The following is a 25,112-nucleotide window of genomic DNA, read 5'->3' as shown; positions in this document are numbered from 1 at the left end:
GTCAAGGACGTCTGGCGTTCGTACTTCGGACAAGGCTGGCAGGTTCCGGCCCTGCCGGGTGCCTCGTTCGCTTGTCGTACGAGTTCGTCGTATCTGGTGTCAGGCGCCCTTTTTACGTCTTTCCGGGTGGTCGGACGGCTCGGATCTCGGGGATCCGATCAGCCTGCGTAACCTCTCGACCGTGGCGTCGATGTCGTCGGCGGTGCCGAGCACGGGCAGGTAGCTGCTTCCGATGAAGCGCCAGCGCCTGCCGACGGCTTTGCACTCGATGAAGAGGAAGGAATCGGAGGCATCGGGCAAGAGAAGCTCGATCGCCTGTCCGTAAGTACCGTCGTTGACGATTTTGGCCTGATACCCGGCCATGAGCAGCGCGGTGTAGAGCCGGCGGACGTGCCTCTGCTTGGTTGCGCAGACGGCGCGTTGCTGGTGTTCGGGCGGCCAAGTGCTATCCCAGGTCATGAGATGCGACCTCCGTCCGCGGTGACTCCGCGGTGGGCTTGCCGCCGGCAATTCGCAGCGTTGTGGCAATTTCGGCACATGCCGCGCCGTCGACGGGCAGGGAGGCCCATAGCGGTGCCACTGCCGTCAGTTTGTGACCTTTTCTCCACCAGCCGGTTCCTGGAAGACCTGCGCTGCGATGGGCGGGTTCCCCTTGGTCGGGCGACCTGCGGCCGGAGAAGCTGTCTCAATGATCGCAGGCCACGGACAGGCTGGTCAAGCACTTCTGTCTGAGAATATCTGTCCCGGACAGATTGTAGAAGCCGGATTGGCTTGATCCTCGGCCTCGTTCGGAGGAGGATCAGAGGCTATGAGCACACCTGGACCCACCGTCCCCCGCTGGCGGCTGGGACGGCAGCTAACCCAGCTGCGGGAGGCAGCTGGGGTCACGCAGGAGGAGGTCGCACGCCTGCTGGGGTGTTCGCTGAAGACCGCGCGTCGCATGGAACACGGCGAAGTCTCCGTCGCCCGGGGTGACCTCCTGGTCCTGTTGAACCACTACGGCGTCCAGGACGAGGAGAAGCGGGCGGAGCTGCTGGACCTGCAGAAGCGTGGCCGGCAACGGGCGTGGTGGTCGAGCCTTGGCCCGTTCTACGAGAACAACACCAGCGCCCTCCTCGAGTTCGAGTCCGCAGCCACATCGATCCTCATCTACGAGTCGATGTGCGTGCCGGGCCTCTTCCAGACGGCTGCCTATGCGCGAGCGCTTACGGCCGCGATGGTTCCCAATCTGTCGTCTGACGACCTTGAGCGTGCAGTCAAGCTGCGCCTCACCAGGCAGGAGAAGCTACTCAACCCCAATCCGCCTGAGCTCTTCATCGTTCTGGACGAGAGCGTGGTGCGCCGTCCCGTCGGCGGTCCAGAGGCGCATCGGGAGCAATTGGAACACCTGATTGAGATCGCGGAGAAGAAGGTTGAGGATTTTCGGATCGTTCCAATGTCGGCGGGAGCATATCCTGGATTTACCGGTCAGGTGATGATCTTCGAATTCGGCTCCGGAGTCCGAGAACCGGTAATGTACGCCGAGGGTCGCGCTGGAAACCTTTATGTCGAAGAAGCGGACGATGTGCAAGGCTACCGAGATGCATTCAGCCGGATGAATTCTGTCGCATTCAGCCGTGACGAGTCGTTGGCGTTTACCCGATCGATCCTGAACGAGATCTGAATCTTGCCTTATCGTCAACGCTATCTCAGTCGATGCATGTGACGCCGACATTGCTGGCAGCGTCACGTGCGTCTGCTACGTGAATTCGGCAAAAATGCGACCGCAGTTCGCCCAGTTGCCGCTACCGATGCGCTTTGTACTGGTCAAGCCAGATCGAACAAGCCGTCCTTGCTACTTACGATATGTGCATCCCATTCGGACGTGCGGAAAATTAACGCCGGTCCGCTCGGATCCTTGGAGTCGCGTACGGCGAACCCATCTTGGATCGCTGCCACCTCGACACAGGCGCCCCCCGGGTTGGCCGATGCGCTGGCCTTGCGCCACACCGCGAAGGCCAGATCATTCGCGCTCTCAGTCACAGGTCCTCATCTCGGTCTAGACATGTACGGTTTGGACTGGCCTGACCGAATCGCCAGGATTGTCGGCTTGACACTACTACGTACCAACCTTGGCGGACGGAAGGCGCTCAGTCTGGGCTCGCCTGTCAGCATCCTGCGAGACCCGATCCGGCGGTCATCCAGCGAGGCTCGGAGGGCTGCCGCTACATGCGACCGTGTGGGCTCATATGCCCAGGCCACGGCGTAGCTGGTGCCAATGGATTGGGCGCGGCTCTGGGTCGGCTGGGTCTGCCGACGAGGGCTAACCTTACGTGTGTGACCTGCGGATGGTCCAGTGAGATGCGCCACTGATTCGTGTTGCGTGTCGGCTCCGCCTCTCGAGTGGACTGTGGACAGGTCTCGGCCTGCGTCGCTCACTGATCGGGCATACGAGGGGGCCACGGTTCTCGGCCCGCTGCACCTGAGCCGGACGTCGGATCAGGTAGGCCTCTGGTTCCTGGGTTGCACGCTGGTTGCGCCGTGGTTGAGCGTCTGTTTGCATGCATAGGGGAGCAGGCAGCGGCGCTGGTCGTCGGTCCTGCCATAGGTTGCCGTGGCGTCTGCACTATCCGGACGGGTGGAGCGGAGGCAGCGATGCGGTTCGAAGTGCTTGGGCCACTTCAGGTCCGTCGCGGAGGTTCCGCGGTCAGGCTGCAGGCAAGGCTACCGAGACGACTCCTTGGAGTGCTGCTGTCGAGAGCCGGGCGCCCGATCGCTGCATCGGAACTGATCGAGGCAATCTGGGAAGACTCGCCTCCTGGTGACGCCACAAAGGCACTCCAGATTTATGTCCATCGGTTGCGCCGGCAACTTGGTGAGACCGAACGCATCGCGCTTGACCCAGTTGGCTACGCCGCTGTTGTTCATCCAGGCGAGCTTGACGCCATCGAGTTCGAGGAACGCCTCAGGAGGGCGCGAGCTGCCCTCCAGAACGACAGTTCGGCCGAAGCCTCGAAACTGCTGGATCAGGCCATGAGCTTATGGCGAGGCCGGCCCTATGGCGGGCTGGAGGACTGCGTCTACCTGGAGCCTGAAGTGAAGCGGTTGGTGGAGCTGTGGCTCCAGGGCCTGGAGGATCGGGCCGAGATCGCACTCCAGGGTGGTCGGCACGTGGATCTCATACCTGAGCTCCTTGCCCTGGCTTCGGAGTATCCATACCGTGAGCAGTTCACCTACCTACTCATGCTCGCCCTGTATCGAAGCGGGCGGCTTGCCGAAGCGTTGGACGCCTTTCAGAGGGTGAGGGCTCGGCTGGCCGAAGACCTGGGTATCGACGTTGGCCCTGCGCTTCGTGACCTGCACGAGCGAGTTCTCCGGGAGGATCCGGACCTCGGTGGAGCATCGGCTCGGAACACGCAACCGGCACTCCCACACGAGCCGGGCATTCAGGTGTGGTCTGCGGCGTTCAACGTGCGACCGATGCCCGCGATCACCTATTTGCGAGAGTACGAGTCGACGGCCACCGAAATCAGAACCTATGAGTCGATGGTTGTTCCAGGCCTGTTTCAGGCTGAGGGATACATCAGGGCACTGTTCCAGCAAGCCAGATTCTCCCTGTCGAGGGAAGGTCTGGAGCAGGCAATCGCGGTCAGACTGGAGCGCCAGTCGCAAGTGTTGTCCAGAAGCCGGCCAGATATTCACATCGTCCTCGACGAAGGAGCTGTGCGGCGGCCGGTGGGTGGCTCTGAGGTGCATAGGCGACAGTTGGAGAAGCTCTCGAGGGCAGCCGAGTCGTCGATGGCGAGTTTCAGGCTGGTTCCGCCGTCGGTTGGCGCATATCCGGGAGTCGTCGGGCCATTCACGATCTTCGATTTCGGCGAGGACGTGCGCCCTCCATTGGCATACGTCGAAGGCCGGGCAGGAAGTCTCTTCCTCGAGGACGCGGTGACGGTCCGCCAGTGTCGCGCGGCCTTCGACTCCATGCACGAAGTAGCGCTCAGCCACGAGGCGTCGGTGCGAAGGCTCGGGGAGATCATGGAGGAGCTGTAGGCAGGCACCCGGTTTGCGTGACTCGGCCGCGTGACAGGATCTGCTGCGTGGCGTTCGTATGCAAGTGCCCATTGCGGTGGAGTGACGTTGATTCGTACGGGCATGTGAACAATGTTCAGCAGCTCAAGCTGCTCGAAGAGGCTCGCGTAGCGCTGTTCTTCGAAGCCGCCACCAAGGCGGGCATCGACTCGTTCAACGGTGACCTGGTTGTCGTACGGCATGAGATCGACTACAAGCGCCCGCTGCTCTACCGATACGAGCCGCTCACTGCGGAGGTCTGGGTCACCGAGCTCAAAGCCTCAGCGGTCACCATCGGCTACGTGATCAGGGACGATGAGCAGGTCTACTCCCAGGCTGCCAGTGTGCTCGCCGCTTACGATGCGGAGACAGAGCGGCCACGCAGGTTCAGCCAAGCGGAACGCGACTGGCTGACGCGCTACATCGACGGAACGCGGCCTCGGTAGGCGACCCAGGCTCAGGCACGTACACGATCAGGCGCTGGTCGGTGTCCGGCACGTGGAGCACCTGGCACTCGAACTCCAGTGGCCCGAGCGAAGGGTGGTCCAGGCGCTTGACCAGCTGTCGCCGTTCTTCGACGTCGTGGGCGTTCCAGAGGGTGGCGAAGCGGGGTGACGTCGCAAGCAGTGAGGTCACCAAAGACGTCAGGCCCGGATCGCCCGGGTAGCGGCCGTACGCCACGCGCAGGTCGGCGACTGACGCGCGGGCGAAGCGCGCGCTCTGCTCGTCGTCCCAGTGCACGTCGTCAAGCGGCCGGCTGAACATCCAGCGGATCATGTTGCGATCCGAGGGCGCATAGTCAGACAAGTCTCCGATGAAGAACTTGGCCAGCTTGTTCCACGCCAGGATGTCGTACTTCGCGTCCACGACGTACGCCGGCGTGGCGACCAGCGCGTGCGTCACCAGCTGCAGGATCGCCGGCGGTACGACGCCGACCGGGCCGGCGACCACAGGCGGCGCCAACCCGGAGACTCGGAACAGGTAGTCCCGCTCGTCCGCGTTCAGCAGCAGCGCACGCGCCAGCGCCGACACCACCTGCCGCGAGGGGTTCGGGCCGCGGCCCTGCTCGAGCCGGATGTAGTAGTCGACCGACAGGCCGGCCAGCCCTGCGACCTCCTGCCGCCGCAGGCCGGGTGTCTGCCGCCGGCCGCCGGACACCGGCAGGCCCACCGAGGGCGGTTGCAGCCGCTCCCGCCGCGCGCGCAGGAACGCCGCCAGCTCAGGTCGCCGTACGCCACTCACCTCACCAAGCATGCCCCACCAAAGCCGCCAAGGGGGTGGTACTCCCAGTACCAGTCCCAGCCGGTCTCTCCCGCGACCACCAGGACAGCGGCAGGCTCTGAAACCATGACGACCATCGCCCTGATCACAGGCGCCAACAAGGGAATCGGGTACGAGACCGCGCGACTCCTCGGCGTCAACGGCACCACCGTCCTCGTCGGAAGCAGGGACGAGCAGCGCGGCGAGCAGGCCGCCCAGCGGCTACGCGACACCGGCGCCGACGCCCACGCCGTCCAGCTCGACGTCACCGACGAGAAGTCGGTCCAGCAGGCGGCCGAGCGAATCCAGAACGACTACGAGAAGCTCGACATCCTGATCAACAACGCGGGCATCGCGCTCTTCGACGGCACCGGCAAGCCCACCGAGACGACGCTCGAGACCATGCGAAAGGTCTACGAGACGAACGTCTTCGGCGTCGTGGCCGTCATCAACGCCATGCTTCCCCTTCTCCGTAAGGCGAACAGCCCGCGCATCGTCAACGTCTCCAGCGAAGTCGGCTCGATCGGCGCGACGACCGACCCCGAGAGCCCCATGTGGCCGATGGCATCTTTGCCATATCCGAGCTCGAAGACCGCGCTCAACATGGTCACGGCGATGTACGCCAAGGAGCTCGCCGCGGAAGGCATCAAGGTGAACGCCGCCAACCCCGGCTACTGCGCCACGGATCTCAACAGGAACAGCGGATTCCGGACGGCGGAGCAGGGTGCCGACGTGTCCGTCCACCTCGCCACCCTGCCCGACGACGGCCCGACCGGCCAGCTCTGGGGCTACCTCTGGTCCGCCGGCAGCACGCCCGACTCACCACCGACGTACGGCGTGCTGCCCTGGTAAAACCCCGTCACCAGCCGAGTACGGCCTGCTGCTCGCCGAGCGCGCGAATAGCCGAAAGCGTCTCGGCGGGCAGCGGCGCGTCCGCCGCTGCCAGGTCATCTCTCAACTGGGCAACGGACTTGATGCCCGGGATCACCGACGAAACCTCGGGTTGCGCGAGGATGTGCCGCAGCGCGCCGTGCGTCATGCTGACCCCCGGCGGCAGCAACGCGCCGAACTCCGCCACCAGCTCCCCACGTCGCGAGATCTCCGCCGCGCTCCAGCGCTGCCGCGCCCGGTCGCTGAAGACCGTATGAGCGTCGTACTTGCCCGACAGCCAGCCCGACTCCAACGGCACCTTGACGATCAGGCCCACGCCGGCCTCGGCAGCGGCGGGGAAGTACTCCAACTGCCTTTGGTACAAGGCGTTGAACCGGATCTCCGCCGCCGTCGACCCGGTCGTCTCGGCGATCAGCCGCAGCTCCTCGACCGTTCCGTCGGCGTCGGAGACGCCGTACGAACGGATCACGCCGGAGTCCTGCAGCCGCTGCAACACCTTGTAGTGCGGCTGTTTCGTGCCGTCCATCACCTCGGCGCTCGGGCTGTGGATGAGCAGCACGTCGAGATAGTCCGTACGCAACCGGCGCAAGGAACGCTCGACCGACTCCTCGATGCGGTCGGCGGAGTAGTCGGGTGCCGTGCCGTCGCCCCAGTGCCCGAACTTCGTGCAGAGCACCACCTGGTCGCGCCGTCCCGACAGGGCGCGCCCGAGGTATTCCTCGCTCTGCCCGGAGCCGTACGCCGGCGCCGTGTCGATGAACGTGCAGCCGAGCTTCAGCGCCTCGTCGACGATCGCGAACGACTCCGCCTCGCCGGGCCCGTTCCAGTCGGTGGCGCCGAGCTGCCAGGCGCCGAGGCCGATCTCGCTCACCTCGACGCCGGAGCGGCCGAGCGGACGTTTCCTCAATGTCATGCGGGCAGCCTATGCGCGCCGAACCCACCCGGCCCGGTCCAATCGGCCGGCCGATCCCCGCGCCAATTCCGGCAGCGGGCGTTCAGCTCTCGAGCTCGGGCCGGTCGTTGTCGCCGTGCAGCTTCGGGTGCTTTGACCGCTTCTGTCCCTTCGGCGGCTTGCGCTTGACGTCCACGCCGCCCCAGAACGCGAATCCGGTGACGCGCACGATCGGCCGGTTGCCGGACGGGATGCTCGTCTCCGCGCCACTGCCCTCGAACCCGCCCATGATGCCCACGCCGTTGACCAGCACATCGACGTCCTCGGGCACGGTGATCGAGACACCGCCCATGACGGCGAACGCGCGGATCACCACTTCCTGTTGCGCGAACTTCGCGTCGCGCAGGTCCAGCTCGACCCCTCCCCAGAAGGCGATCGCGGTGTACGCCGGCGGGACGACCCAGGCGCCCTTACGGGAGGCGCCACCCATGATGGCGACCGACACCGCGTGCGCCGGAGTGCCTCCGACCCGCTGCAACGTGCCCGCCGGGCCGGGACTGCCGCTCGTGTTCTGGGCCGGCAGGTCGTGGGTGTACGGCTCGAGCTCGGCGTAGGTCTTGGCGCCGTAGACGCCCTCGAGTCGCTCCTCCAGCTCGTCGAGGGTCAGCCGACCCTCGGCCGCGGCGTCGCGCAGCCGGTCGGCGACCTGGTGGCGGTCGGTATCGGACGCCCGGACGTTGCGAGGGTCGATCGGCTCTGGTAGCTGGCTCACGGGAGGAGTCTAGGCGCTGAGCGGGCGGGAGTGGGACGGGTCGGCCGGGCGGCGCGGTTGGATTCGGCCTGGTCCGCGACCTGCGAACTTTGCCGAATGCCTTCAAAAGGGGGAGGGCTAAACGGCATACATCGAACCGTTGGCGGGCTGGTACTGGAGACTCTTGCGGTCCGCCAGCGGTCTGTCATATGTTTCGAGAAAGCGCTTACCGCCATTGAGGTACGCCGCGAGTATTTCGATACCGATTCGATAGAGGGCATCGAATTTTCGACGATTGCGGGAGGGCGTTCGACCTGTTCGACGATCGCGGAAGCAGGATGTGAGGGAAAAGGAAATGAACCAAATCAGTCGGCGGCGCTTGCTCGGCGCTTCCGGCATCGCGCTGCTCGGCGCCGGGGGACTGTCGTTGGCCGGTTGCGGTGACAACGGCGACAGCACCAGCCCAGGGGTCAGCAACAAGCGTCTCCTGTTCACGTGGTGGGGAAGCACCGACCGGCAAGAACGGACGAACCAGGCGATCGCGGAGTTCAAGAAGTCCCACGCGGGTTTCCAGATCAACCCGCAGCCGCTCACCTGGGACACGTACTGGACGAAGCTCGCGACGCAGGTCGCCGGTGGTTCGCCGCCGGACGTGATCCAGATGGACTTCGGCTACATCACGGAGTACGTGGCCCGTAATGCCCTGCTGCCGCTCGACGAGTTCGTGCCGAAGAGCATCAAGGTCGACGACTGGTCGGACGACTCGCTCGCCGGCGGAAAGTTGAACGGCAAGCTCTACGGCGTGACCGCCGGACTGAACTCCATGGCGATGATCGTCAACACGACGGTGCTCAAGAACGCCGGGCTCGAGGTGCCGGCCGACGACATCACGTGGGACGACTTCGCGACCCTCACCAAGCAGCTCGCCGCCAAGCTGCCCGACGGCAGCTTCGGCACGCACAACGGCGGCCTGTCCAGTGTGCTCTTCGAGGCCTGGGTACGTCAGCAGGGCAAGAACTTCTACCAGGACGGCAAGCTCGGCTTCGACGAGTCCGACCTCACGTCGTACTGGGAGTACTGGCAGGACCTGCAGAAGTCCGGCGCCGCCACCACGCCGGAGATCGAGGCCGAGAACGCCGGCGACATGGCCAACAGCCTGCTCGCCAACAACAAGGCCGCGTTCAGCTTCGCCTGGTCCAACCAGCTGAACGCCTGGTCCAAAGCCAGCAAGGGCGAAACCGACATCCGGATGTATCCGGGTGGTACCGCCGTCAAGCCGGGGCAGTACTACAAGTCCTCGATGATGTTCTCGATCAGCTCCAAGTCGAAGAACAAGGACGCCGCGGCTGAGTTCATCAACTCGCTCGTCACCAAGGGCGCCGTCGCCGACAAGCTCGGCTCCGAGCGCGGTGTTCCACCGTCGCCGGGCCTGCGGTCGCAGATCGAGGCCAACGCGACACCACAGGACAAGCGCATCTTCGAGTACATCGCGGCGATCAAGGGCAAGGTCGGCCCGACGCCACAGCCGCCGCCCAAGGGGGCCGCCGAGATCGACGACGGGATCTTCCCGGAGGTGGCCGAGAAGGTGGCCTACGGCAAGGCGAGCATCCAGCAAGGTGTCAGTGAGTTCTTCGAACGAGCGCCCAAAGCACTTGGTGGATGATGCCGAACCTGCTCAAGACAGCACGCCGGGCCCGGCCGGAAGGCCGGGCCACGGTGGCCTCTCCCAAGCAGCGAACCGACAACCGGGCGGCGCATGTCTTCCTCGCGCCGTGGTTCATCGGGCTGTTCGTCCTCACCGCCGGACCGATCATCGCGTCGCTGTACTTGTCGTTCACCAACTTCGACCTGCTGACCGCACCGGACTGGGTCGGCTTCGAGAACTACCAGCGGTTCGCGGACGATCCGAAGTTCGTGCACGCGTTGCAGGTGACGTTCACCTACGTCCTGGTGTCGGTGCCGCTCTCGGTGGTGTTCGCGCTCCTGGTCGCTGTCGCGCTCGCCGGCAACCGCAGGGGAATCGGGCTCTATCGCGCGTCGTACTATCTGCCTTCCCTGCTTGGCGGCAGCGTCGCGATCGCCATCCTGTGGAGCCGGATCTTCGGCAAGGAAGGTCTGGTCAACCAAGGGTTGGCGTTCTTCGGCATCGTCGGACCCGGCTGGATCTCCACGCCTGAGTACGCCTTGTGGACGCTCATCATCCTGCACGTGTGGCAGTTCGGCTCGCCGATGCTCATCTTCCTGGCCGGCCTGAAGCAGATCCCCCAGGAGCTGTACGAGTCGGCGGCGGTCGACGGCGCCGGCCGGTTCAGGCGGTTCTGGCACATCACCGTTCCGATGCTCACGCCGCTCATCTTCTTCAACCTCGTGTTGCAGATGATCGGCTCGTTCAAGGCGTTCACGCCCGCGTTCATCATCAGCAACGGCACGGGTGGACCGGTCGACTCGACGTTGTTCTACACGCTTTATCTGTACCAGGAGGGGTTCGCGAACTTCCGGATGGGATACGCGTCGGCAATGGCCTGGGCGCTTCTCCTTATTACAGGTGTCTTCACCGCCGTCATGTTCGCGACGTCGAGATACTGGGTCTACTACGAGGATTCCCGATGAACAGGGTCGGACGACTGGCCACGCATCTGCTGTTGATCGCCGGTGCGTTCGTGATGCTGTATCCGTTGCTGTGGATGGTCGGCAGTTCGTTCAAGCCGGCCAGCCAGATCTTCGGCACGGTGAACTTCCTGCCCGACGACTTCATCCTGAGCAATTACCGCGACGGCTGGTTCGCGCTGGGCTTTCCGTTCGCGAGGTTCTTCGCCAACTCGTTCCTGATCTCGGCGTTGTGCGTCGTCGGCAACGTCTTCTCGTGCTCGCTCGCGGCCTATGCCTTCGCCCGGCTCAGTTTCCGGTTCCGGCGGCTGTGGTTCGCCATCATGCTGGTGACCATCATGCTGCCGATTCACGTGCTGATCGTGCCGCAGTACACCCTGTTCCACTGGTTCGGCTGGATCGACACCTACCTCCCGCTGACGGTTCCGCACTTCCTCGCCGTCGACGCGTTCTTCGTGTTCCTGATGGTGCAGTTCATCCGCAGCCTGCCCACGGAGCTCGACGACGCGGCGCGGATCGACGGGTGTGGGCCGTTCCAGATCTACCTGCGCATCGTGCTGCCGTTGATGAAGCCGGCGCTGATCACCACGGCGATCTTCACCTTCATCTGGAGCTGGGACAACTTCTTCAGCCAGGTCATCTTCATCAGCAGCCTGGAGAAGCTCACCGTTCCGCTGGCCCTGCGCGCGTTCATCGACGCGACGGGGACGGAGGAGTCGGCCTGGGGTCCGATGTTCGCGATGACGACGGTGGCGATGACTCCTGTGTTCGTGTTCTTCCTGATCTTCCAGAAGCAGATCACGGAAGGGATCTCGACGACCGGGCTGAAGGGCTGATGAGCCGTTGATGAGCACAGCGTGGCCAGTGTCTGACAGGTAGCTTTGCCGTCGCCGGGAGCCGGGCATAGGGTAAGGCGAGAAAGCGCTTACCAACGAGCAGGATGAAACGGGAGGCGGCGGTGGCCGCAAAGAAGAGGTACGCGGTGGTCGGGCTCGGGTCCCGCTCTCGCATGTTCACCAACGCGTTGCTCACCGGCTACAAGGAGCGAGCCGAGCTGGTCGGGCTCTGCGACATCAACCAGGCCCGGATGGACTTCTACAACGCCGAGTTCAGTACCGACCACGGCGTCGATCCGGTGCCGACGTTCCACGCCGAGCAGTTCGCCGACATGATCGCCAAGCAGTCGGTCGACACGGTGATCGTCACCTCGATGGACCGTACGCATGACCACTACATCGTCGCCGGCCTCGAGAACGGCTGCGACGTGATCAGCGAGAAGCCGCTCACCACCGACGCCGCCAAGTGCCAGCGCATCCTCGACGCCCAGGCCACGACTGGTCGTAACCTCACGGTCTCGTTCAACTACCGCTACGCGCCGCGCAACTCCAAGGTGAAGGAGCTGCTGCAGAGCGGCGCGATCGGCGACATCATCTCGGTCCACTTCGAGTGGCTGCTCGACACGCGGCACGGCGCCGACTACTTCCGGCGCTGGCACCGCGACAAGCGCAACTCAGGCGGCTTGATGATCCACAAGGCCAGTCACCACTTCGACCTGGTGAACTGGTGGCTGGGCGCGACACCGGAGACCGTGTTCGGCTTCGGCGACCTGCGTTTCTACGGCCGGGACAACGCCGAACGCCGCGGCCAGCCGGTCCGCTCGTACCGCAGTCACGGCACGCCCGGCCTCGCAGACGACCCGTGGGCGATCGACCTCGAGAGCGATCCGCGGCTGAAGGCGCTCTATCTCGACGCCGAGCACGAGGACGGCTACATCCGCGACCGCAACGTCTTCACCGACGGGATCAGCATCGAGGACGACATGTCCGTTCTGGTCCGGTACGCGACCGGGGCCACGATGACCTACCACCTCACGGCGTACTCGCCGTGGGAGGGATACCGGGTCATGTTCAACGGCACCAAGGGCCGGCTGGAGCTGAACGTCGAGGAGCGCTCGTACGTCAGCGGCTCGCGCAACGACCCGAACAAGTCGGAGGAGGCGGCCAAGAAGCGGCCGCCGATCGACCAGGCGCAGCTCGTGCTGCGGCCGCTGTGGGACGTACCCGAGGTCGTGGAGGTCGAGCAGGGGAGCGGCGGCCACGGCGGCGGCGACCGGCGGCTGCTCGAGGACCTGTTCGGCGACAAGGAGCAGGCAGAGCCTGACCCGATCGCGCGCGCGGCGACGCACGTCGACGGTGCGTACGCCATGCTGGTCGGCGCGGCGGCGAACAAGTCGTTCGCGTCCGGGCTGCCGGTGCGGATCAACGACCTGGTGCGCTTTCCCTGAGCGTGGTCAGGGGAGCGGATTGCCTCCGGTGGCGCCGATGCGTTCGCCGGTGATGTAGCTCGAGTCCTGACTGGCCAGGAAGACGTACGCGGGCGCGAGCTCGGCCGGCTGACCGGCCCGGCCGAGCGGCGTGTCCGCGCCGAACTGCTCGACCTTCTCGGCCGGCAGGGTGGCCGGGATCAGCGGTGTCCACACCGGCCCGGGCGCGACCGCGTTCACGCGGATGCCCCTCGGTGCCAGCTCCTGGGCCAGAGCCCTGGTGAAGTTGAGGATCGCGGCCTTGGACGTGGCGTAGTCCAGCAGCTGCGGTGACGGCTGGTAGGCCTGGATCGAGGTCGTGTTGATGATGGCCGATCCGGGCTCGAGGTGGGGTAGTGCGGCCTTGCACAGCCAGAACATCGCGTAGACGTTGGTCTTCATCACCCGGTCGAACTGCTCGGTGGTGATGGCCTCGATGCCCTCCTGCGACATTTGGTACGCCGCGTTGTTCACCAGGATGTCGAGTCCTCCGAGTTCCGAGACCGCCTTTCCCACCAGCGCCTGGCAGTGTTCTTCGGAACGGATGTCGCCGGGTGCGGCGACGGCCGTGCGGCCCGCCACCTCCACCAGGCGGCAGGTTTCGCGGGCGTCGCTCTGCTCGCTCTCGAGATGGGAGATGAGTACGTCGGCGCCTTCGCGGGCGAACGCGAGCGCGACCGCCCGGCCGATCCCCGAGTCGCCGCCGGTGATGAGGGCGCGGCGGCCAGTCAGCTTTCCGGTGCCCTGGTAGCTGTCTTCACCATGGTCGGGCCGCAGGTCCATCTCGTGGCTGCGTCCGGGGTGCTCCTGTTGCTCGGGACCTTGCCGGCCCGGGCGGGGGTACTTGGTGGTGGGGTCCACAAGTCGATCGGCCATTCAACGGGACTACCCCCGCGACCCGACCGAAAACCGGCGGTTGTCGCGACGACCTGCGGGCTGGATCACCGACCTGTGTGCTTTACGTCCATGCTCCATCGCGGATTGGAACGCCGCCCGCCACGAGTCTTCCCGGCCACTCCAGCCGGCTCCAGGTGTGCGGCACCGCCAGCACAACCAAACCCATGCGTCCAGTCCGCGATGCCACCAGACGTGACATTCACTTTCCACAAGACTGGTCATACTCATCTGATTACCTCGACGGCTGCCAGTTACACCTCGCGGCTCCTAGCGGCCGCGAATCCTGCGCCACAAGGCGATTCCGAGGATAGGTGCCACGATCGCGGAGGCGGCGACCCCCAGGGCCGCGGCCCGGGCAGCCTTGGATGGCCGAGCGCTCCGTTCGGGACGGGCCGAGCTCGCGCCACGCAAGGCAGCCGCCAGTACTTCCGCGGTGTGGACGGGCCGGGCCGTTCCCAGTTGCCCGATCTGCGTACGGCAGCTGAAGCCGTCGGCGATCACCAGCGGATCGGCCCCGGCGTCCCGTACGGCAGGCATCAGCTTGTCCTCGGCGCATGCGACCGAGACGTCGTAGTGTCCGCGCTCGAAGCCGAAGTTCCCCGCCAGGCCACAACATCCGGCGTCGAGCACGTCCACGTCGACGCCCGTACGTTCGAGCAGTTCGCGATCGGCGTCGTACCCGAGAACCGCGTGCTGGTGGCAGTGCGGCTGGGCCAGCGCCTGCCAGCCGGCCGACGGCGGCCGCCAGGCGTGCGCCCGCTCGCCGAGGATCTCTGCCAGCGTCCTGGTCTGACCGGCCAGCCGCTCGGCGTCCTCGTCGCCGTGCAGGAGGTCGGGCAGGTCGGAACGGAAGACCGCCGCGCAGCTGGGCTCCAGCACCACGACAGGCGTGCCGGAACGCAGTGCCGGCCGCAGCACGTCGAGCGTGCGCCGCAGGACGCGTTCGGCCGTGCTGAGCTGGCCGGTCGAGATCCAGGTCAGGCCGCAACACACGGCGCGCTCCGGCACCTCGACCCCGAAGCCGGCGCTCTCGAGCACACTCACCGCGGCCTGCGCGATGGCCGGATCGAAGGAGTTGGTGAACGTGTCCGGCCAGAGCAGCACCTTGCCGCGTTCACCTTCGGCGCTGTTCCGTCCGGCGAACCAGGAGGTGAAGCGCTGCCTTGCGAACAAGGGGATCTCCCGCCGCTGGTCGATCCCGCCGGCCGCCTTGAGCGCCCGCGACAACACCGGAGCGTGCGTCACCGCGTTGACGGCACCCGGAGCCAGTTCGGCCAGCCGCGCCCACACCGGCAGCCAGCCCATGGAGTAGTGCGACGGCGGCCGGACGCGTCCGGCGTAGTGGTGGGAGAGGAACTCGGCCTTGTACGTCGCCATGTCAACGTCGACCGGACAGTCGCTCTTGCACCCCTTGCAGGCGAGGCAGAGGTCGAGCGCGTCGCGCACGGCCTTCGAACGCCAGCCGTTCCTGATCACGCTTCCGTTGAGCATCTCGAACAGCAGCCGGGCGCGGCCGCGAGTCGAGTGTTCCTCCTCACGGGTCGCGCGATAGCTCGGGCACATCACACCGGACTCGTGGCCGCGGCACTTGCCGATGCCCACGCAGCGGCCGGCCGCCTGGCTGAAGCGGTGGTCGTCCTCGAGGAACGCGAAATGGGTCCGCGGCTCGGCCGGGTGATAGTCCACGCCCTGGCGGAGGTTGGAGTCGAGTGGGTAGGGGTGCACGATCTTGCCGGGGTTCATGCGGTTGCGCGGGTCGAACAGCGCCTTGTACTCCTCGAACGCCGTGACGAGCCGGTCGCCGAACATGATCGGCAGCAACTCGCCGCGCGACTGCCCGTCGCCGTGCTCGCCGGAGAGCGAGCCGCCGTACGACACCACCAGTCGCGCGGCGTCCTCGACGAAGGAGCGGTAGGCGGCGATGCCCTCGGTGGTGCGCAGGTCGAACGGGATCCGCGTGTGCACGCAACCCTGCCCGAAATGCCCGTACAGGGAAGCGGAGTCGTAGCCGTAGCGGGCCAGCAGGTCCTGGAAGTCGCGAAGATAGCCGGCCAGTCGCTCGGGCGGAACGGCGGCGTCCTCCCAACCCTCGTGGGTTTCCGCGCCCTGCGGAGGATATGCCGTGGCGCCCAGGCCGGCCTCGCGCGCGGCCCACAGGGCTGCTTCGTGTTCGGGCTGGTCGATGAGCCTCGCGCTGGGCGGGTGCGCCATCGAGCGGACGTCGTCGATCATCGCCTGCGCCCGGGCGTCGGCGTCGGCCTGGTCGTCGCCGTTGAAGGTGGCGATCAGCCAGCCGTCGCCGTCGGGGAGCTCCTGGATGGCTTGCTCCGCGAGCTGTTGGCTGTGCTCGAGCTGGATCAGGCGGTGGTCGAGGCCTTCCAGGGTTGCCGGGCCGTGCCGGAGGATGCGCGGCACCGCCTCGGCGGCGTCGGCGATGGTGGGGAAACCGAGCGCCACGAACGCGTCGGCCGCGGGGACCGGAACCAGGTCGAGTTCGGCCCGCAGCACCGTGACGAGTGTGCTCTCACTGCCAACCAGCGCTTGCGCGACGTGGAAGTGCTTCTCCGGCAGCAGCGAGTCGAGGTTGTAGCCGGAGACCCGCCGTGGGATGTCGGGATAGGTCGTGCGGATCTCGCTGAGGTAGCGGTCTCGCAGCTCGCGCATCCCTTGGTAGAGCTCGGCTTTGCGGCCGCCTTCGGCGAGGATCGCCTGCTGTTGCTCGTCGCTGGTCTCGCCGACCCAGGTGCGCAGGCCGTCGTAGGTGAGGATCTCGAGGCGTACGACGGCATCGACCATCTTTCCGTAGGCCTGGGCCGCCGCGCCGCAGGAGTTGTTGCCGATCATGCCGCCGATCGTGCAGCTCACGTGGGTGGACGGCTTCGGGCCGACCATCAGGCCGTGCTCGGCCAGCAGGTCGTTGAGTTCGTCGAGCACGATGCCGGGCTCGACGATCGCCTTCTTGCGCTGGGGATCCACCGAGACCAGCCGATGGCAGTACTTCGTCCAGTCCAGGACGACGGCGGTGTTGCAGACCTGACCGGCCAGGCTCGTTCCACCACCACGGGAGAGCAGTGGGACGTCGTGCTCGCGGCACACGGCGACCGCGTGTTCGGCGTCGTCGACCGAGGTCGGCAGCACGACCCCGATCGGCACCTGACGGTAGTTGGACGCACCGGTGGAGTAGGTCGCCCTGGTGCCGTCGTCGAACCGGACTTCGCCGTCGACCCGCGCGCGTAGGGCGTTCTCGAGCGCCTTGTGCCGCTGGTCCGGGTGGCGATCGATGGTCTTGAGCACGAGCATTCCCTCCTGCGCGGTTCTACACGTCCGGCCGTCGGTTTATCCCTAGGCCGGGGGGTAGGCGACACCTGTAGATGCCCGAAGCGATGAGGAGGAAACGTGTCTCAGACGGTTGCCAACTACCTCCTGAAACGGCTACGTGAATGGGGCGTCGAGCACGTCTTCGCCTACCCCGGCGACGGGATCAACGGGATCGTGGCGGCGTTCGGCGAGGCCGACGACTGCCCTCAGTTCGTGCAGTCGCGGCACGAGGAGATGTCGGCGTTCGAGGCGGTTGGCTATGCCAAGTTCACCGGCCGGGTCGCGGTGTGCGCGGCGACGTCCGGACCGGGCGCGATCCACCTGTTGAACGGCTTGTACGACGCGAAGCTCGACCACGTGCCGGTCGTCGCGATCGTCGGGCAGACGGCACGGAGTGCGATGGGCGGCAGCTACCAGCAGGAGGTGGACCTGCAGACGTTGTTCAAGGACGTCGCCAGTGAGTACCTCGTCGAGGTCAACGTCGCCGAGCAGTTGCCGAACGCCCTCGACCGGGCGATCCGGACGGCCGAGGCACGCCGCGCCCCGACCGCGATCATCATTCCGGCGGACCTGCAGGAGTCGCCGTACTCCGAGCCGAAGCACGCGTTCAAGCACGTACCCTCGAGCCCGCCGAGCCACATCCGTGGGACGATGACGCCGACGGCAGAGGAGGTGGAGCAGGCCGCGGAGGTGCTGAACTCCGGGTCCAAGCTCGCGATCCTGGTCGGGCAGGGCGCACGGCACGCCGCCGCCGAGGTCCGGCAGCTCGCCGAACAGACCGGTGCGGGAGTGGCGAAAGCCCTGTTGGGCAAGGACGTTCTCTCCGACGACCTGCCGTACGTCACCGGCTCGATCGGGTTGCTGGGCACGCGCCCGAGCTACGAGCTGATGCGCGACTGCGACACGCTGCTGATCGTCGGCTCGAACTTCCCGTACACGCAGTTCATGCCTGCGTTCGATGAGAGTTCGCGCCAGGCCCGCGCGGTGCAGATCGACATCGACGGCACGCGGATCGGGATGCGTTACCCCACCGAGGTCAACCTCGTCGGCGACGCGACGGCCACGCTGGGAGCCTTGCTGCCCAAGGTCACCGACCGGCGGGAGAGCCGGGACGCGCGGAAGTGGCGCGAGACCGTCGAGGCGAACGTCGCCTCGTGGTGGGAGACCATGGAGCGGCAGGCGATGACCGACGCCGATCCGGTGAACCCGATGCGGATCGTCTGGGAGCTGTCCGAGCGCGCACCCTCCAACGCGATCATCACGGCCGACTCCGGCTCGTCGACGAACTGGTACGCCCGCCATCTGCGCATGCGTGGTGACATGCGCGGCTCGTTGTCCGGCACGCTGGCGACGATGGGGCCGGGTGTTCCGTACGCGATCGGCGCGAAGTTCGCGCATCCGGACCGCCCGGTGATCGCGCTGGTGGGGGACGGCGCGATGCAGATGAACGGGCTGGCCGAGCTGATCACGATCAAGCGCTACCACGAGCTGTGGAGCGATCCGCGGCTGGTCGTCTGCGTGTTCCACAACAACGACCTCAACCAGGTGACGTGGGAGCTCCGTGCGATGGGTGGGGCGCCGAAGTTCGAGGAGTCCCAGACGCTGCCGGACATCTCGTACGCCGACTTCGCGCGGAGCATCGGGCTGGAGGCCATCAGCGTCGACACGCCCGAGGACCTGGGCGCTGCCTGGGACAGCGCGCTGACGGCGACGCGGCCGACCGTCCTCGACGTCCGCTGTGATCCGGAGGTCCCGCCGATCCCGCCGCACGCGACGTTCGACCAGATGAAGGCGACGGCGGAGTCGCTGCTGAAGGGTGACCCGAGCGCCTGGCACGTGATGGTGCAGGGTGCCAAGACCAAGGCGCAGGAGTTCTTGCCGGGCCGGAGCTCCTGATGCGCCTGACGGCGACGGCGTATCGGATACCAACCGATGCGCCCGAAGCCGACGGCACCTTCGCCTGGGACAGCACGACGATGGTGCTGGTCTCGGCGGCGGAGGGGGAGCTCGCGGGACTCGGCTGGACCTACGGTCCGGCCGCCGTCGCGGCCGTTGTCGACGAATTGCTCGCGCCTGCCCTCGCGGACATCGACCCGGACGACGTTCCGGCCGCCTGGAGCGCGATGCAGCGCGGCCTGCGGAACGCCGGCCGGGTCGGAATCGCCAGCCTCGCCTTGTCGGCGGTCGACTGCGCGTTGTGGGACCTGAAAGCCCGCCGGCACGACCTGCCGTTGGCGCGGCTGCTGGGTTCCGTGCGTTCGACCGTCCCCTTGTACGGGAGCGGCGGCTTCACGACGTACAGCGCTTCGCAGCAGCACGAGCAGCTCGCGCGATGGGTGCTCGACGAGGGCATCCCGCGGGTGAAGATCAAGATCGGCGAATCCTGGGGCGCGAACGTCCGCCGCGACCTGGAACGGATGACCGAGGCACGCAAGACGATCGGCCCCGAAGCCGAGCTGTTCGTCGACGCGAACGGCGGATACAGCCGGAAGCAGGCCGTCCGGGTCATGCGTGAGGCGGCGGAGCTGGACGTGCGGTGGTACGAGGAGCCGGTCTCCTCCGACGATCTCGAGGGCTTGCGTGTCGTCCGGGACGCCGTCGCGGCCGACGTCACGGCGGGGGAGTACGGCTACGACCTGGTCTACTTCCAGCGGATGGCGCCGTTCGTGGACTGTTTGCAGGCGGACGTCACCAGATGCGGTGGGATCACCGAGTTCCTCCGGGTCGCCGCGGTCGCCGAGGCCCATGGGCTGGAGCTGTCGGGGCACACGGCGCCCTACCAGCACCTCGCCGTGGCGGCCGCGGTGCCGAACCTCCGGCACCTCGAATGGTTCCACGACCACGTACGCATCGAGACCATGCTGTTCGACGGCGTGCGGCCGCCTGCCGGAGGCGAGCTTCCGTTGAACACCGGCGATCCGGGCAACGGCCTGACGTTCCGGGTGACGGACGCGGAGCCCTTCCGCATCCGGTGAATCCGACGGTGTAGCCCTCCACAGGCCGGTCGACACCCGCTACCCGCCTACCCGCCTACCCGCCGTTGAGGATCGTCAGGAAGACGTTCTCGAACCCCGCGCCGTCGGCGGTGTGGCCGACCAACTGTGGCGTCCCGTCCGCGGCGTCCACCGTTCGGCCCGACGAGGGACCGGTCAGCACCACGTCGACCGTCCGCAGGCGGTAGCCGACCAGCCCGTCATCGCCGCCCTCGACCAGCGATGCCGCCGTCAGCGCGTCCCACCAGAACATGATGTCGAGATCGACCAACGGCGGCAGGTCCGGCTGGGTGACGATCGAGTGCACCAGCCGCGCTTCGACCGTCGAGGCCGCGCCACCGAGCCGGTCGATGAACGCCTGCGTGATCAGCGCGTGGTTCGTCGCGTCCAGCGGGACGATCCGCACCCGGCCGTCCGGCACCATGGAGAACACCTGGTCCGCCGAGACGGGATCGATCCAGAGGTTGACCTCCTGCGTGTTGTCGAACCCGCCGGTCGTCGATCCGAAGAGGTTCCCCGGTACGTCGAACGCGCCGCCCATGACGTAGAGGCGGGCGATCCGCGGCGCCACGCCCGCGCTCTTGTGCAACGCCGCCGCGATGTTGCTGAGCGGGCCCGTGGCGAGTACGGTCACCGGTCGCGGCGACGCCAGCACCGTGCCGGCGATCAGCTGGGCGGCAGAGATCGGCGACGGCTGGTTCGGCAGATCCGCGTCGTCGAGGGCACCGGTGAGCACGCGCTCGAACGTCTCGCGGGCCTCCGGCGGCGCCTGATGTACGCCGGTAGGGGAGCCGTCAGCCACCGGCACGTGTGGCAGGCCACACTTTCGCAGGATCGTACGTGCGTGGGTCAACGAACGCCCGGCCGTGCCGATGCCGTTGTTCACAACGGTCACCGCTCGCAGCTCGATCCTGCGTTGCTTGTGTGCCTGGCAGAGGAACGCCAGCGTCGCCGCGTCGTCGAAGTCCAGGTCGCTGTCGTAGACGACCGGGACAGGGCGGGAGTGCGACGCCGAACCGGGCCCGATCTGGTCGCCGGGCGGTGGCACGGCCACGGCGGGTGTGGCACAGGCGGCGACCAGCGCGATCGCGGCAATGAGTGTACGAAGCCTCTGCATGGCCGGACGGTAACGACTCGCGCTGGCGCCTTGCTGGCGCGCGGGTCTCAGCGATCTGCCAGCCAGTTCAGGTAGTCCTCCAGGTTCGTGTAGCCGTTGTCGTTCAGGTCGCCGTTGTTGTCGGCAACTCGTGGGTCCGACCCGGTTGCTCGCTCCCAGGCGTCGGGCATGCCGTCGAGGTCCGTGTCCTGAGGAGCCGTGCCGCCGGCGATCGGGCCGGGGCCGTTGATCGGAGCGGCGGTCTCGTCGCTGATGATGACGCCTTCGGTGCCGAGCGACTTCACCTCGTCGACCACGAAGCGGTCGATGCGGTCGCGGTGGTTCGACGCGCCCGCGTTCGCCAGCACGTGCCGGTAGGCCTCCTGCGGGCTCCACGTTCGTACGCTCGGGTAGTCGAAGGGCTCGTCGTGCCACGTGACCGTGGTGTACTCCTCGCGCGGCATCTCGTAGCCGTTCAGCGTGCCGTCGCGGTCGGGATCGTGGAAGTTCTTGCTGGCATAGAGGTTGAAGTTCTCGTTGCCACGGATGAACGGCTCGGTCACCGTCTCCGGCCCGGCGATGAAGTAGCTGTTCTCGATGTTCGCCCGCGAGATGTACTGCGACCCGCCGAGGATGAATCCCTCCGTCCGCCAGTTGTAGACGAGGTTGTTGACGTACTGGTGCACGCCCTTCGCCTTGACCGACCGGATGTTGTTGTCGACATAGAGATTGTGCAGGATACTGATCGGCCCGGCCGACTCGATCAGCCCGCCGGCCGAGTGTGGATCCAGTCCCTGGCTGATGATGGAGTTCTGGATCGTGATGTTCACCGGCTGCTCGTCGAGCGGCTTGTTCAGGTCCCCGGCCGTCACGGAGAAGTTCTCGTCACGTCCCCAGCTGACCGACAGATGGTCGAAGATCAGGTCCTTGCCGTACGTGATGCCGATCGTGTCGGTGCCGGAGGTGCCGCCAACGCCTTGCCGTACGCGGAAGTAGCGCGCGATCGTGTTGTCCGCGCCCGTGAACGACAGGCCGTCGCCGTAGATGGTGATGCCGCCGCCGGGGGCGGTCTGACCGGCGATCGTGAGGTTCGGTGCGACGCTGACCCGTGACTCGAGCGTGATGATGCCGCCGACCGCGAACACGACCGTACGGTTCGGCCGGCTCACGGCGTCCCGGAACGAACCAGGCCCACTGTCGTCGAGATTGGTGACGTAGTAGACGGAGCCGCCACGACCGCCGGTGGCGTAGGCACCGAAGCCTTCGGCGCCCGGGAACGCCGGCCGGCCATCGGCCTGTGCCTGCGCGCCCTGCGGGCTCAGCATCGCCGTCGTCAAGAGCAGGGTCGTTGCCGCCGCTGCCGCCAGTCGGCCAAGTCTCGGTTTGAACATTCAAACTCCCGTTACGGATAAGGGGGAAAGCGTTTACCACAAGGTACAAACCGGAACCCCGCCCGTCCAGGCGGTTCGATTGCCGCTCCCGGACGAGCGCGAACACCCAATGTCCCGGTTTGTCGGCATTGAAGATTGTTAACGCGAATGTATTCACCCCAGCCGGATCCCGGAACTACACTCCGCAGATACGCCGAGCAGAGCGAGGTGAACGATGCCGGACTCCACGCCATCGACCACATCGGCCCCGACCGCGCAGATCGAGTACGACGACGGCCGCGTCGAGCTCCGCGATCCGGGTGCCCTGACCGGGAAGCACTTCGCCAATCCCGAGCTCGTGCCGACGCCTGTGGCCGAGCGGACCTGGACCACCTACAACTACGCCGCGCTGTGGACGGGCATGGCCCTCAACGTGCCGAGCTACCTCCTCGCCGCCGGCCTGATCGGGCTCGGCATGAACTGGCTCCAGGCGTTCCTCGTCATCACCGTCGGGAACGTCCTCGTCATGGTGCCGATGTTGCTCAACAGCCACGCCGGCACCAAGTACGGCATACCGTTCCCCGTGTTCTCCCGCGCGTTCTTCGGAGTTCGCGGTGCCAACCTGCCCGCGCTGCTTCGCGCGTTCGTCGCCTGTGGGTGGTTCGGCATCCAGACCTGGATCGGCAGCACGGCGATCTTCGCGATCATGGGCAAGCTCGCGGGGTCCGGATGGACCGAGGCGGCGGCGTTCCTGGGCCAGCCGTGGACGCTGTGGCTGAGCTTCGCGTTCTTCTGGGTGCTCCAGGTCGTGCTCATCCTACGCGGCATCGAAGCGCTGCGGTGGTTCGAGAACTGGGCGGCGCCGGCGGTGCTCGTGGCGTTCCTCGCCCTGCTGGTCTGGGTGGTCTCCAGCGCGGGCGGACTCGGCCCGATCCTGAGCCAGCCGTCGAAGCTCGGCTGGGGAGCCGACTTCTTCGCCGTCGCGATGCCGTCGCTGATGGGCATGATCGCCTTCTGGGCGACACTCTCGCTGAACATGCCCGACTTCACGCGCTTCGGCCAGGGCCAGCGGCAGCAGACGATCGGGCAGATCGTGGGCTTGCCCACGACGATGTCGCTGATCGCCATCATCTCGATCATCGTGACATCCGGCAGCATCGTCATCTACGGTGAAGCGATCTGGGATCCCGTCCAGCTGGCCACCCGGTTCGACAACCCCGTCATCGTCATCCTCGGCCTGGTAATGGCGATCCTGGCCACGATGACGACCAACGTCGCGGCCAACGTCGTCAGCCCGTCGTACGACTTCTCCAACGCCGTGCCGAAGCTGCTGACGTTCCGTACGGCCGGGCTGCTGACCGCCGTGATCGGCGTCCTCATCCAACCCTGGAAGCTGCTCTCGAGCGAGAGCGTCTACATCTTCGTCTGGCTGGGCTTCTACGGCGGTGTGCTCGCCTCCATCGCGGGCGTGCTGATCGCGGGCTACTGGATTCTCGCCCGGACCAGGATCGAGCTGGCCGACCTCTATCAGCCGGGCGGCAGATACTGGTTCACGGGCGGCTGGAACCTCCGTGCGGTCGCTGCCATGCTGCTGGGTGCGGTGCTCGCCGTTGGCGGCGCCCACTCCAACCCCGGGCAGGGACCGTTCCCAGCCGGCGGGCTGATCCCGTTCCTGAAGCCGCTCTACGACTACAGCTGGGCGGTCGGGCTGGCGGCCGGCCTGCTGATCTACCTCGCGCTGTGCGCACTTTCACCCGTGTCCCGGGCGCAGGCTTTGACCAGCCCGGCCAGGGCATAGTTCGGTTACGAGAAGCAGGAGGCAGCCAAGATGGCCGAGATCGTACGTGCTGGCCTGGTTCAGCAGCGCTGGACCGGTGACAAGGACTCCATGGTCCAGGCCGCCGTCACCCACATCCAGACCGCGGCGTCGCAGGGTGCGCAGGTGGTGTGCCTGCAGGAGCTGTTCTACGGCCCGTACTTCTGCCAGGTCCAGGACGCCGACTTCTACTCCTACACCGAAAGCGTGCCCGACGGCCCCACGACGGCACTGATGCGTGAGCTCGCGGGCCGGCTCGGCGTCGTGCTCGTCGTTCCGATGTACGAAGAGGAGCAGCCGGGCGTCTACTACAACACCGCCGCCGTGATCGACGCCGACGGCAGCTATCTCGGTAAGCACCGCAAGAACCACATTCCCCAGGTCAAGGGCTTCTGGGAGAAGTTCTACTTCCGGCCCGGCAACCTCGGCTATCCCATCTTCGAGACCGCCGTCGGAAAGATCGGCGTCTACATCTGCTACGAGCGGCACTTCCCCGAAGGCTGGCGGGCGCTCGGCCTTGGTGGCGCGCGCATCGTGTTCAATCCATCGGCGACCAGCCGTGGGCTCTCGCAGTACCTCTGGCGGCTGGAGCAGCCGGCCGCCGCCGTCGCCAACGAATACTTCGTCGGCGCGATCAACCGCGTCGGCGTGGAACCCCTTGGAGACAACGACTTCTACGGCCAGTCCTACTTCGTCGACCCGCGTGGCCAGCTGATCGGCGACGCCGCCTCCGACACCGACGACGAGGTGCTGGTGCGCGACCTCGACATGGAGCAGCTGGCCGAAGTACGCGACCTGTGGGCGTTCTACCGCGATCGCCGGCCGGAGACCTACAACGCACTCACCACTCCCTGATCGCCTCGGGAGGCGAC

The 25,112-nt window shown here is 66.5% G+C and carries 21 protein-coding genes; 12 read left to right on the top strand and 9 right to left on the bottom strand.

All coding sequences use genetic code 11. The features are described 5' to 3' along the window. Window positions 1-99: 99 nt before the first annotated feature. Complete coding sequence (locus ACYVF6_RS11435; protein WP_460519875.1) at window positions 100-459, bottom strand: hypothetical protein; 360 nt, start codon at window positions 457-459, stop codon at window positions 100-102. A gap of 349 nt (window positions 460-808) precedes the next feature. Between ACYVF6_RS11435 and ACYVF6_RS11430 the strand changes: the two genes are divergently transcribed. Further along, window positions 809-1,663 (top strand): helix-turn-helix domain-containing protein, encoded by an 855-nt coding sequence (locus ACYVF6_RS11430; RefSeq protein ID WP_460519872.1) that lies wholly within the window; start codon window positions 809-811, stop codon window positions 1,661-1,663. Between the two features lie 143 nt (window positions 1,664-1,806). Here the strand turns inward: ACYVF6_RS11430 and ACYVF6_RS11425 are convergent, their stop codons facing one another. Continuing rightward, window positions 1,807-2,022, bottom strand: a complete 216-nt coding sequence (locus ACYVF6_RS11425; protein ID WP_460519869.1) for a DUF397 domain-containing protein — start codon at window positions 2,020-2,022, stop codon at window positions 1,807-1,809. A 612-nt stretch (window positions 2,023-2,634) separates the two neighbouring features. Between ACYVF6_RS11425 and ACYVF6_RS11420 the strand changes: the two genes are divergently transcribed. Then, window positions 2,635-4,029 (top strand): Scr1 family TA system antitoxin-like transcriptional regulator, encoded by a 1,395-nt coding sequence (locus tag ACYVF6_RS11420; RefSeq protein ID WP_460519866.1) that lies wholly within the window; start codon window positions 2,635-2,637, stop codon window positions 4,027-4,029. A gap of 104 nt (window positions 4,030-4,133) precedes the next feature. Then, window positions 4,134-4,493: an acyl-CoA thioesterase gene (locus ACYVF6_RS11415; protein WP_460519863.1), complete on the top strand. Its 360-nt coding sequence runs from the start codon at window positions 4,134-4,136 to the stop codon at window positions 4,491-4,493. Here ACYVF6_RS11415 and ACYVF6_RS11410 read toward each other — a convergent pair. After that, window positions 4,435-5,289: a helix-turn-helix transcriptional regulator gene (locus ACYVF6_RS11410; protein ID WP_460519860.1), complete on the bottom strand. Its 855-nt coding sequence runs from the start codon at window positions 5,287-5,289 to the stop codon at window positions 4,435-4,437. The two genes, ACYVF6_RS11415 and ACYVF6_RS11410, sit on opposite strands and share 59 nt — an antisense overlap. A gap of 105 nt (window positions 5,290-5,394) precedes the next feature. Between ACYVF6_RS11410 and ACYVF6_RS11405 the strand changes: the two genes are divergently transcribed. Beyond that, complete coding sequence (locus tag ACYVF6_RS11405) at window positions 5,395-6,159, top strand: SDR family oxidoreductase (protein ID WP_460519857.1); 765 nt, start codon at window positions 5,395-5,397, stop codon at window positions 6,157-6,159. Window positions 6,160-6,166: 7 nt separating this feature from the next. On the opposite strand, the gene ACYVF6_RS11400 is transcribed toward ACYVF6_RS11405, so the two are convergent. Together ACYVF6_RS11400 and ACYVF6_RS11395 are read right to left on the bottom strand one after the other, a co-directional pair. Further along, the gene (locus ACYVF6_RS11400; RefSeq protein ID WP_460519854.1) at window positions 6,167-7,111 is read right to left on the bottom strand and encodes an aldo/keto reductase; all 945 of its coding nucleotides are present in this window, start codon (window positions 7,109-7,111) and stop codon (window positions 6,167-6,169) included. Window positions 7,112-7,193: 82 nt separating this feature from the next. After that, window positions 7,194-7,862 (bottom strand): DUF1707 SHOCT-like domain-containing protein, encoded by a 669-nt coding sequence (locus ACYVF6_RS11395; RefSeq protein ID WP_460519851.1) that lies wholly within the window; start codon window positions 7,860-7,862, stop codon window positions 7,194-7,196. A gap of 334 nt (window positions 7,863-8,196) precedes the next feature. Between ACYVF6_RS11395 and ACYVF6_RS11390 the strand changes: the two genes are divergently transcribed. The 4 genes from ACYVF6_RS11390 to ACYVF6_RS11375 all read left to right on the top strand — a co-directional run bounded on the left by ACYVF6_RS11390 (window position 8,197) and on the right by ACYVF6_RS11375 (window position 12,732). Continuing rightward, window positions 8,197-9,504, top strand: a complete 1,308-nt coding sequence (locus ACYVF6_RS11390) for an ABC transporter substrate-binding protein (RefSeq protein ID WP_460519848.1) — start codon at window positions 8,197-8,199, stop codon at window positions 9,502-9,504. Continuing rightward, window positions 9,501-10,451 (top strand): carbohydrate ABC transporter permease, encoded by a 951-nt coding sequence (locus ACYVF6_RS11385; protein WP_460519845.1) that lies wholly within the window; start codon window positions 9,501-9,503, stop codon window positions 10,449-10,451. The genes ACYVF6_RS11390 and ACYVF6_RS11385 overlap by 4 nt, the downstream gene beginning before the upstream one ends. Next, entirely contained in the window at window positions 10,448-11,284 is an 837-nt protein-coding gene (locus ACYVF6_RS11380) for a carbohydrate ABC transporter permease (protein ID WP_460519842.1), read from the top strand. Before ACYVF6_RS11385 ends, ACYVF6_RS11380 begins: the two co-directional genes overlap by 4 nt. Before the next feature lie 122 nt (window positions 11,285-11,406). Next, window positions 11,407-12,732 carry a Gfo/Idh/MocA family protein gene (locus tag ACYVF6_RS11375; protein ID WP_460519839.1) on the top strand — a complete coding sequence of 442 codons (1,326 nt, stop codon included), beginning with the start codon at window positions 11,407-11,409 and terminating at the stop codon, window positions 12,730-12,732. Between the two features lie 6 nt (window positions 12,733-12,738). On the opposite strand, the gene ACYVF6_RS11370 is transcribed toward ACYVF6_RS11375, so the two are convergent. Continuing rightward, complete coding sequence (locus ACYVF6_RS11370; RefSeq protein WP_460519836.1) at window positions 12,739-13,626, bottom strand: SDR family oxidoreductase; 888 nt, start codon at window positions 13,624-13,626, stop codon at window positions 12,739-12,741. A gap of 288 nt (window positions 13,627-13,914) precedes the next feature. After that, on the bottom strand, window positions 13,915-16,941 hold the full coding sequence (locus ACYVF6_RS11365; RefSeq protein WP_460519833.1) for an FAD-binding and (Fe-S)-binding domain-containing protein: 3,027 nt from the start codon (window positions 16,939-16,941) through the stop codon (window positions 13,915-13,917). Window positions 16,942-17,043: 102 nt separating this feature from the next. Here ACYVF6_RS11365 and ACYVF6_RS11360 point away from each other — a divergent pair, with 102 nt between their 5' ends. Both ACYVF6_RS11360 and ACYVF6_RS11355 read left to right on the top strand, forming a co-directional pair. After that, complete coding sequence (locus ACYVF6_RS11360; protein WP_460519830.1) at window positions 17,044-18,861, top strand: pyruvate oxidase; 1,818 nt, start codon at window positions 17,044-17,046, stop codon at window positions 18,859-18,861. Next, window positions 18,861-19,940 (top strand): enolase-like domain-containing protein, encoded by a 1,080-nt coding sequence (locus ACYVF6_RS11355; protein ID WP_460519827.1) that lies wholly within the window; start codon window positions 18,861-18,863, stop codon window positions 19,938-19,940. The genes ACYVF6_RS11360 and ACYVF6_RS11355 overlap by 1 nt, the downstream gene beginning before the upstream one ends. 55 nt (window positions 19,941-19,995) lie before the next feature. Here ACYVF6_RS11355 and ACYVF6_RS11350 read toward each other — a convergent pair whose 3' ends face one another. Both ACYVF6_RS11350 and ACYVF6_RS11345 read right to left on the bottom strand, forming a co-directional pair. Then, window positions 19,996-21,075 (bottom strand): nucleoside hydrolase, encoded by a 1,080-nt coding sequence (locus ACYVF6_RS11350; protein ID WP_460519824.1) that lies wholly within the window; start codon window positions 21,073-21,075, stop codon window positions 19,996-19,998. A 47-nt stretch (window positions 21,076-21,122) separates the two neighbouring features. Further along, the gene (locus ACYVF6_RS11345) at window positions 21,123-22,445 is read right to left on the bottom strand and encodes a pectate lyase family protein (RefSeq protein WP_460519822.1); all 1,323 of its coding nucleotides are present in this window, start codon (window positions 22,443-22,445) and stop codon (window positions 21,123-21,125) included. 214 nt (window positions 22,446-22,659) lie between these two features. On the opposite strand from ACYVF6_RS11345, the gene ACYVF6_RS11340 reads away from it, so the two are divergent. Further along, window positions 22,660-24,222 (top strand): NCS1 family nucleobase:cation symporter-1, encoded by a 1,563-nt coding sequence (locus ACYVF6_RS11340; RefSeq protein WP_460519819.1) that lies wholly within the window; start codon window positions 22,660-22,662, stop codon window positions 24,220-24,222. A gap of 30 nt (window positions 24,223-24,252) precedes the next feature. Then, the gene (locus tag ACYVF6_RS11335; RefSeq protein ID WP_460519817.1) at window positions 24,253-25,095 is read left to right on the top strand and encodes a carbon-nitrogen hydrolase family protein; all 843 of its coding nucleotides are present in this window, start codon (window positions 24,253-24,255) and stop codon (window positions 25,093-25,095) included. Window positions 25,096-25,112 lie beyond the last annotated feature (17 nt).

It is taken from the genome of Flindersiella endophytica (genome assembly GCF_054779015.1).
Note: the sequence above shows the minus strand (reverse complement) of the source record. Positions and strands in the feature narration are given on the sequence as shown.

Excerpts from the sequence above, each read along its gene's own strand:
- ACYVF6_RS11355 (WP_460519827.1), top strand. The coding sequence starts at position 18,861 with ATGCGCCTGACGGCGACGGCGTATCGGATACCAACCGATGCGCCCGAA.
- ACYVF6_RS11345 (WP_460519822.1), bottom strand. The coding sequence starts at position 22,445 with ATGTTCAAACCGAGACTTGGCCGACTGGCGGCAGCGGCGGCAACGACC.
- ACYVF6_RS11435 (WP_460519875.1), bottom strand. The coding sequence starts at position 459 with ATGACCTGGGATAGCACTTGGCCGCCCGAACACCAGCAACGCGCCGTC.
- ACYVF6_RS11385 (WP_460519845.1), top strand. The coding sequence starts at position 9,501 with ATGATGCCGAACCTGCTCAAGACAGCACGCCGGGCCCGGCCGGAAGGC.
- ACYVF6_RS11405 (WP_460519857.1), top strand. The coding sequence starts at position 5,395 with ATGACGACCATCGCCCTGATCACAGGCGCCAACAAGGGAATCGGGTAC.
- ACYVF6_RS11335 (WP_460519817.1), top strand. The coding sequence starts at position 24,253 with ATGGCCGAGATCGTACGTGCTGGCCTGGTTCAGCAGCGCTGGACCGGT.
- ACYVF6_RS11380 (WP_460519842.1), top strand. The coding sequence starts at position 10,448 with ATGAACAGGGTCGGACGACTGGCCACGCATCTGCTGTTGATCGCCGGT.
- ACYVF6_RS11370 (WP_460519836.1), bottom strand. The coding sequence starts at position 13,626 with ATGGCCGATCGACTTGTGGACCCCACCACCAAGTACCCCCGCCCGGGC.
- ACYVF6_RS11420 (WP_460519866.1), top strand. The coding sequence starts at position 2,635 with ATGCGGTTCGAAGTGCTTGGGCCACTTCAGGTCCGTCGCGGAGGTTCC.
- ACYVF6_RS11400 (WP_460519854.1), bottom strand. The coding sequence starts at position 7,111 with ATGACATTGAGGAAACGTCCGCTCGGCCGCTCCGGCGTCGAGGTGAGC.
- ACYVF6_RS11430 (WP_460519872.1), top strand. The coding sequence starts at position 809 with ATGAGCACACCTGGACCCACCGTCCCCCGCTGGCGGCTGGGACGGCAG.
- ACYVF6_RS11390 (WP_460519848.1), top strand. The coding sequence starts at position 8,197 with ATGAACCAAATCAGTCGGCGGCGCTTGCTCGGCGCTTCCGGCATCGCG.
- ACYVF6_RS11350 (WP_460519824.1), bottom strand. The coding sequence starts at position 21,075 with ATGCAGAGGCTTCGTACACTCATTGCCGCGATCGCGCTGGTCGCCGCC.
- ACYVF6_RS11340 (WP_460519819.1), top strand. The coding sequence starts at position 22,660 with ATGCCGGACTCCACGCCATCGACCACATCGGCCCCGACCGCGCAGATC.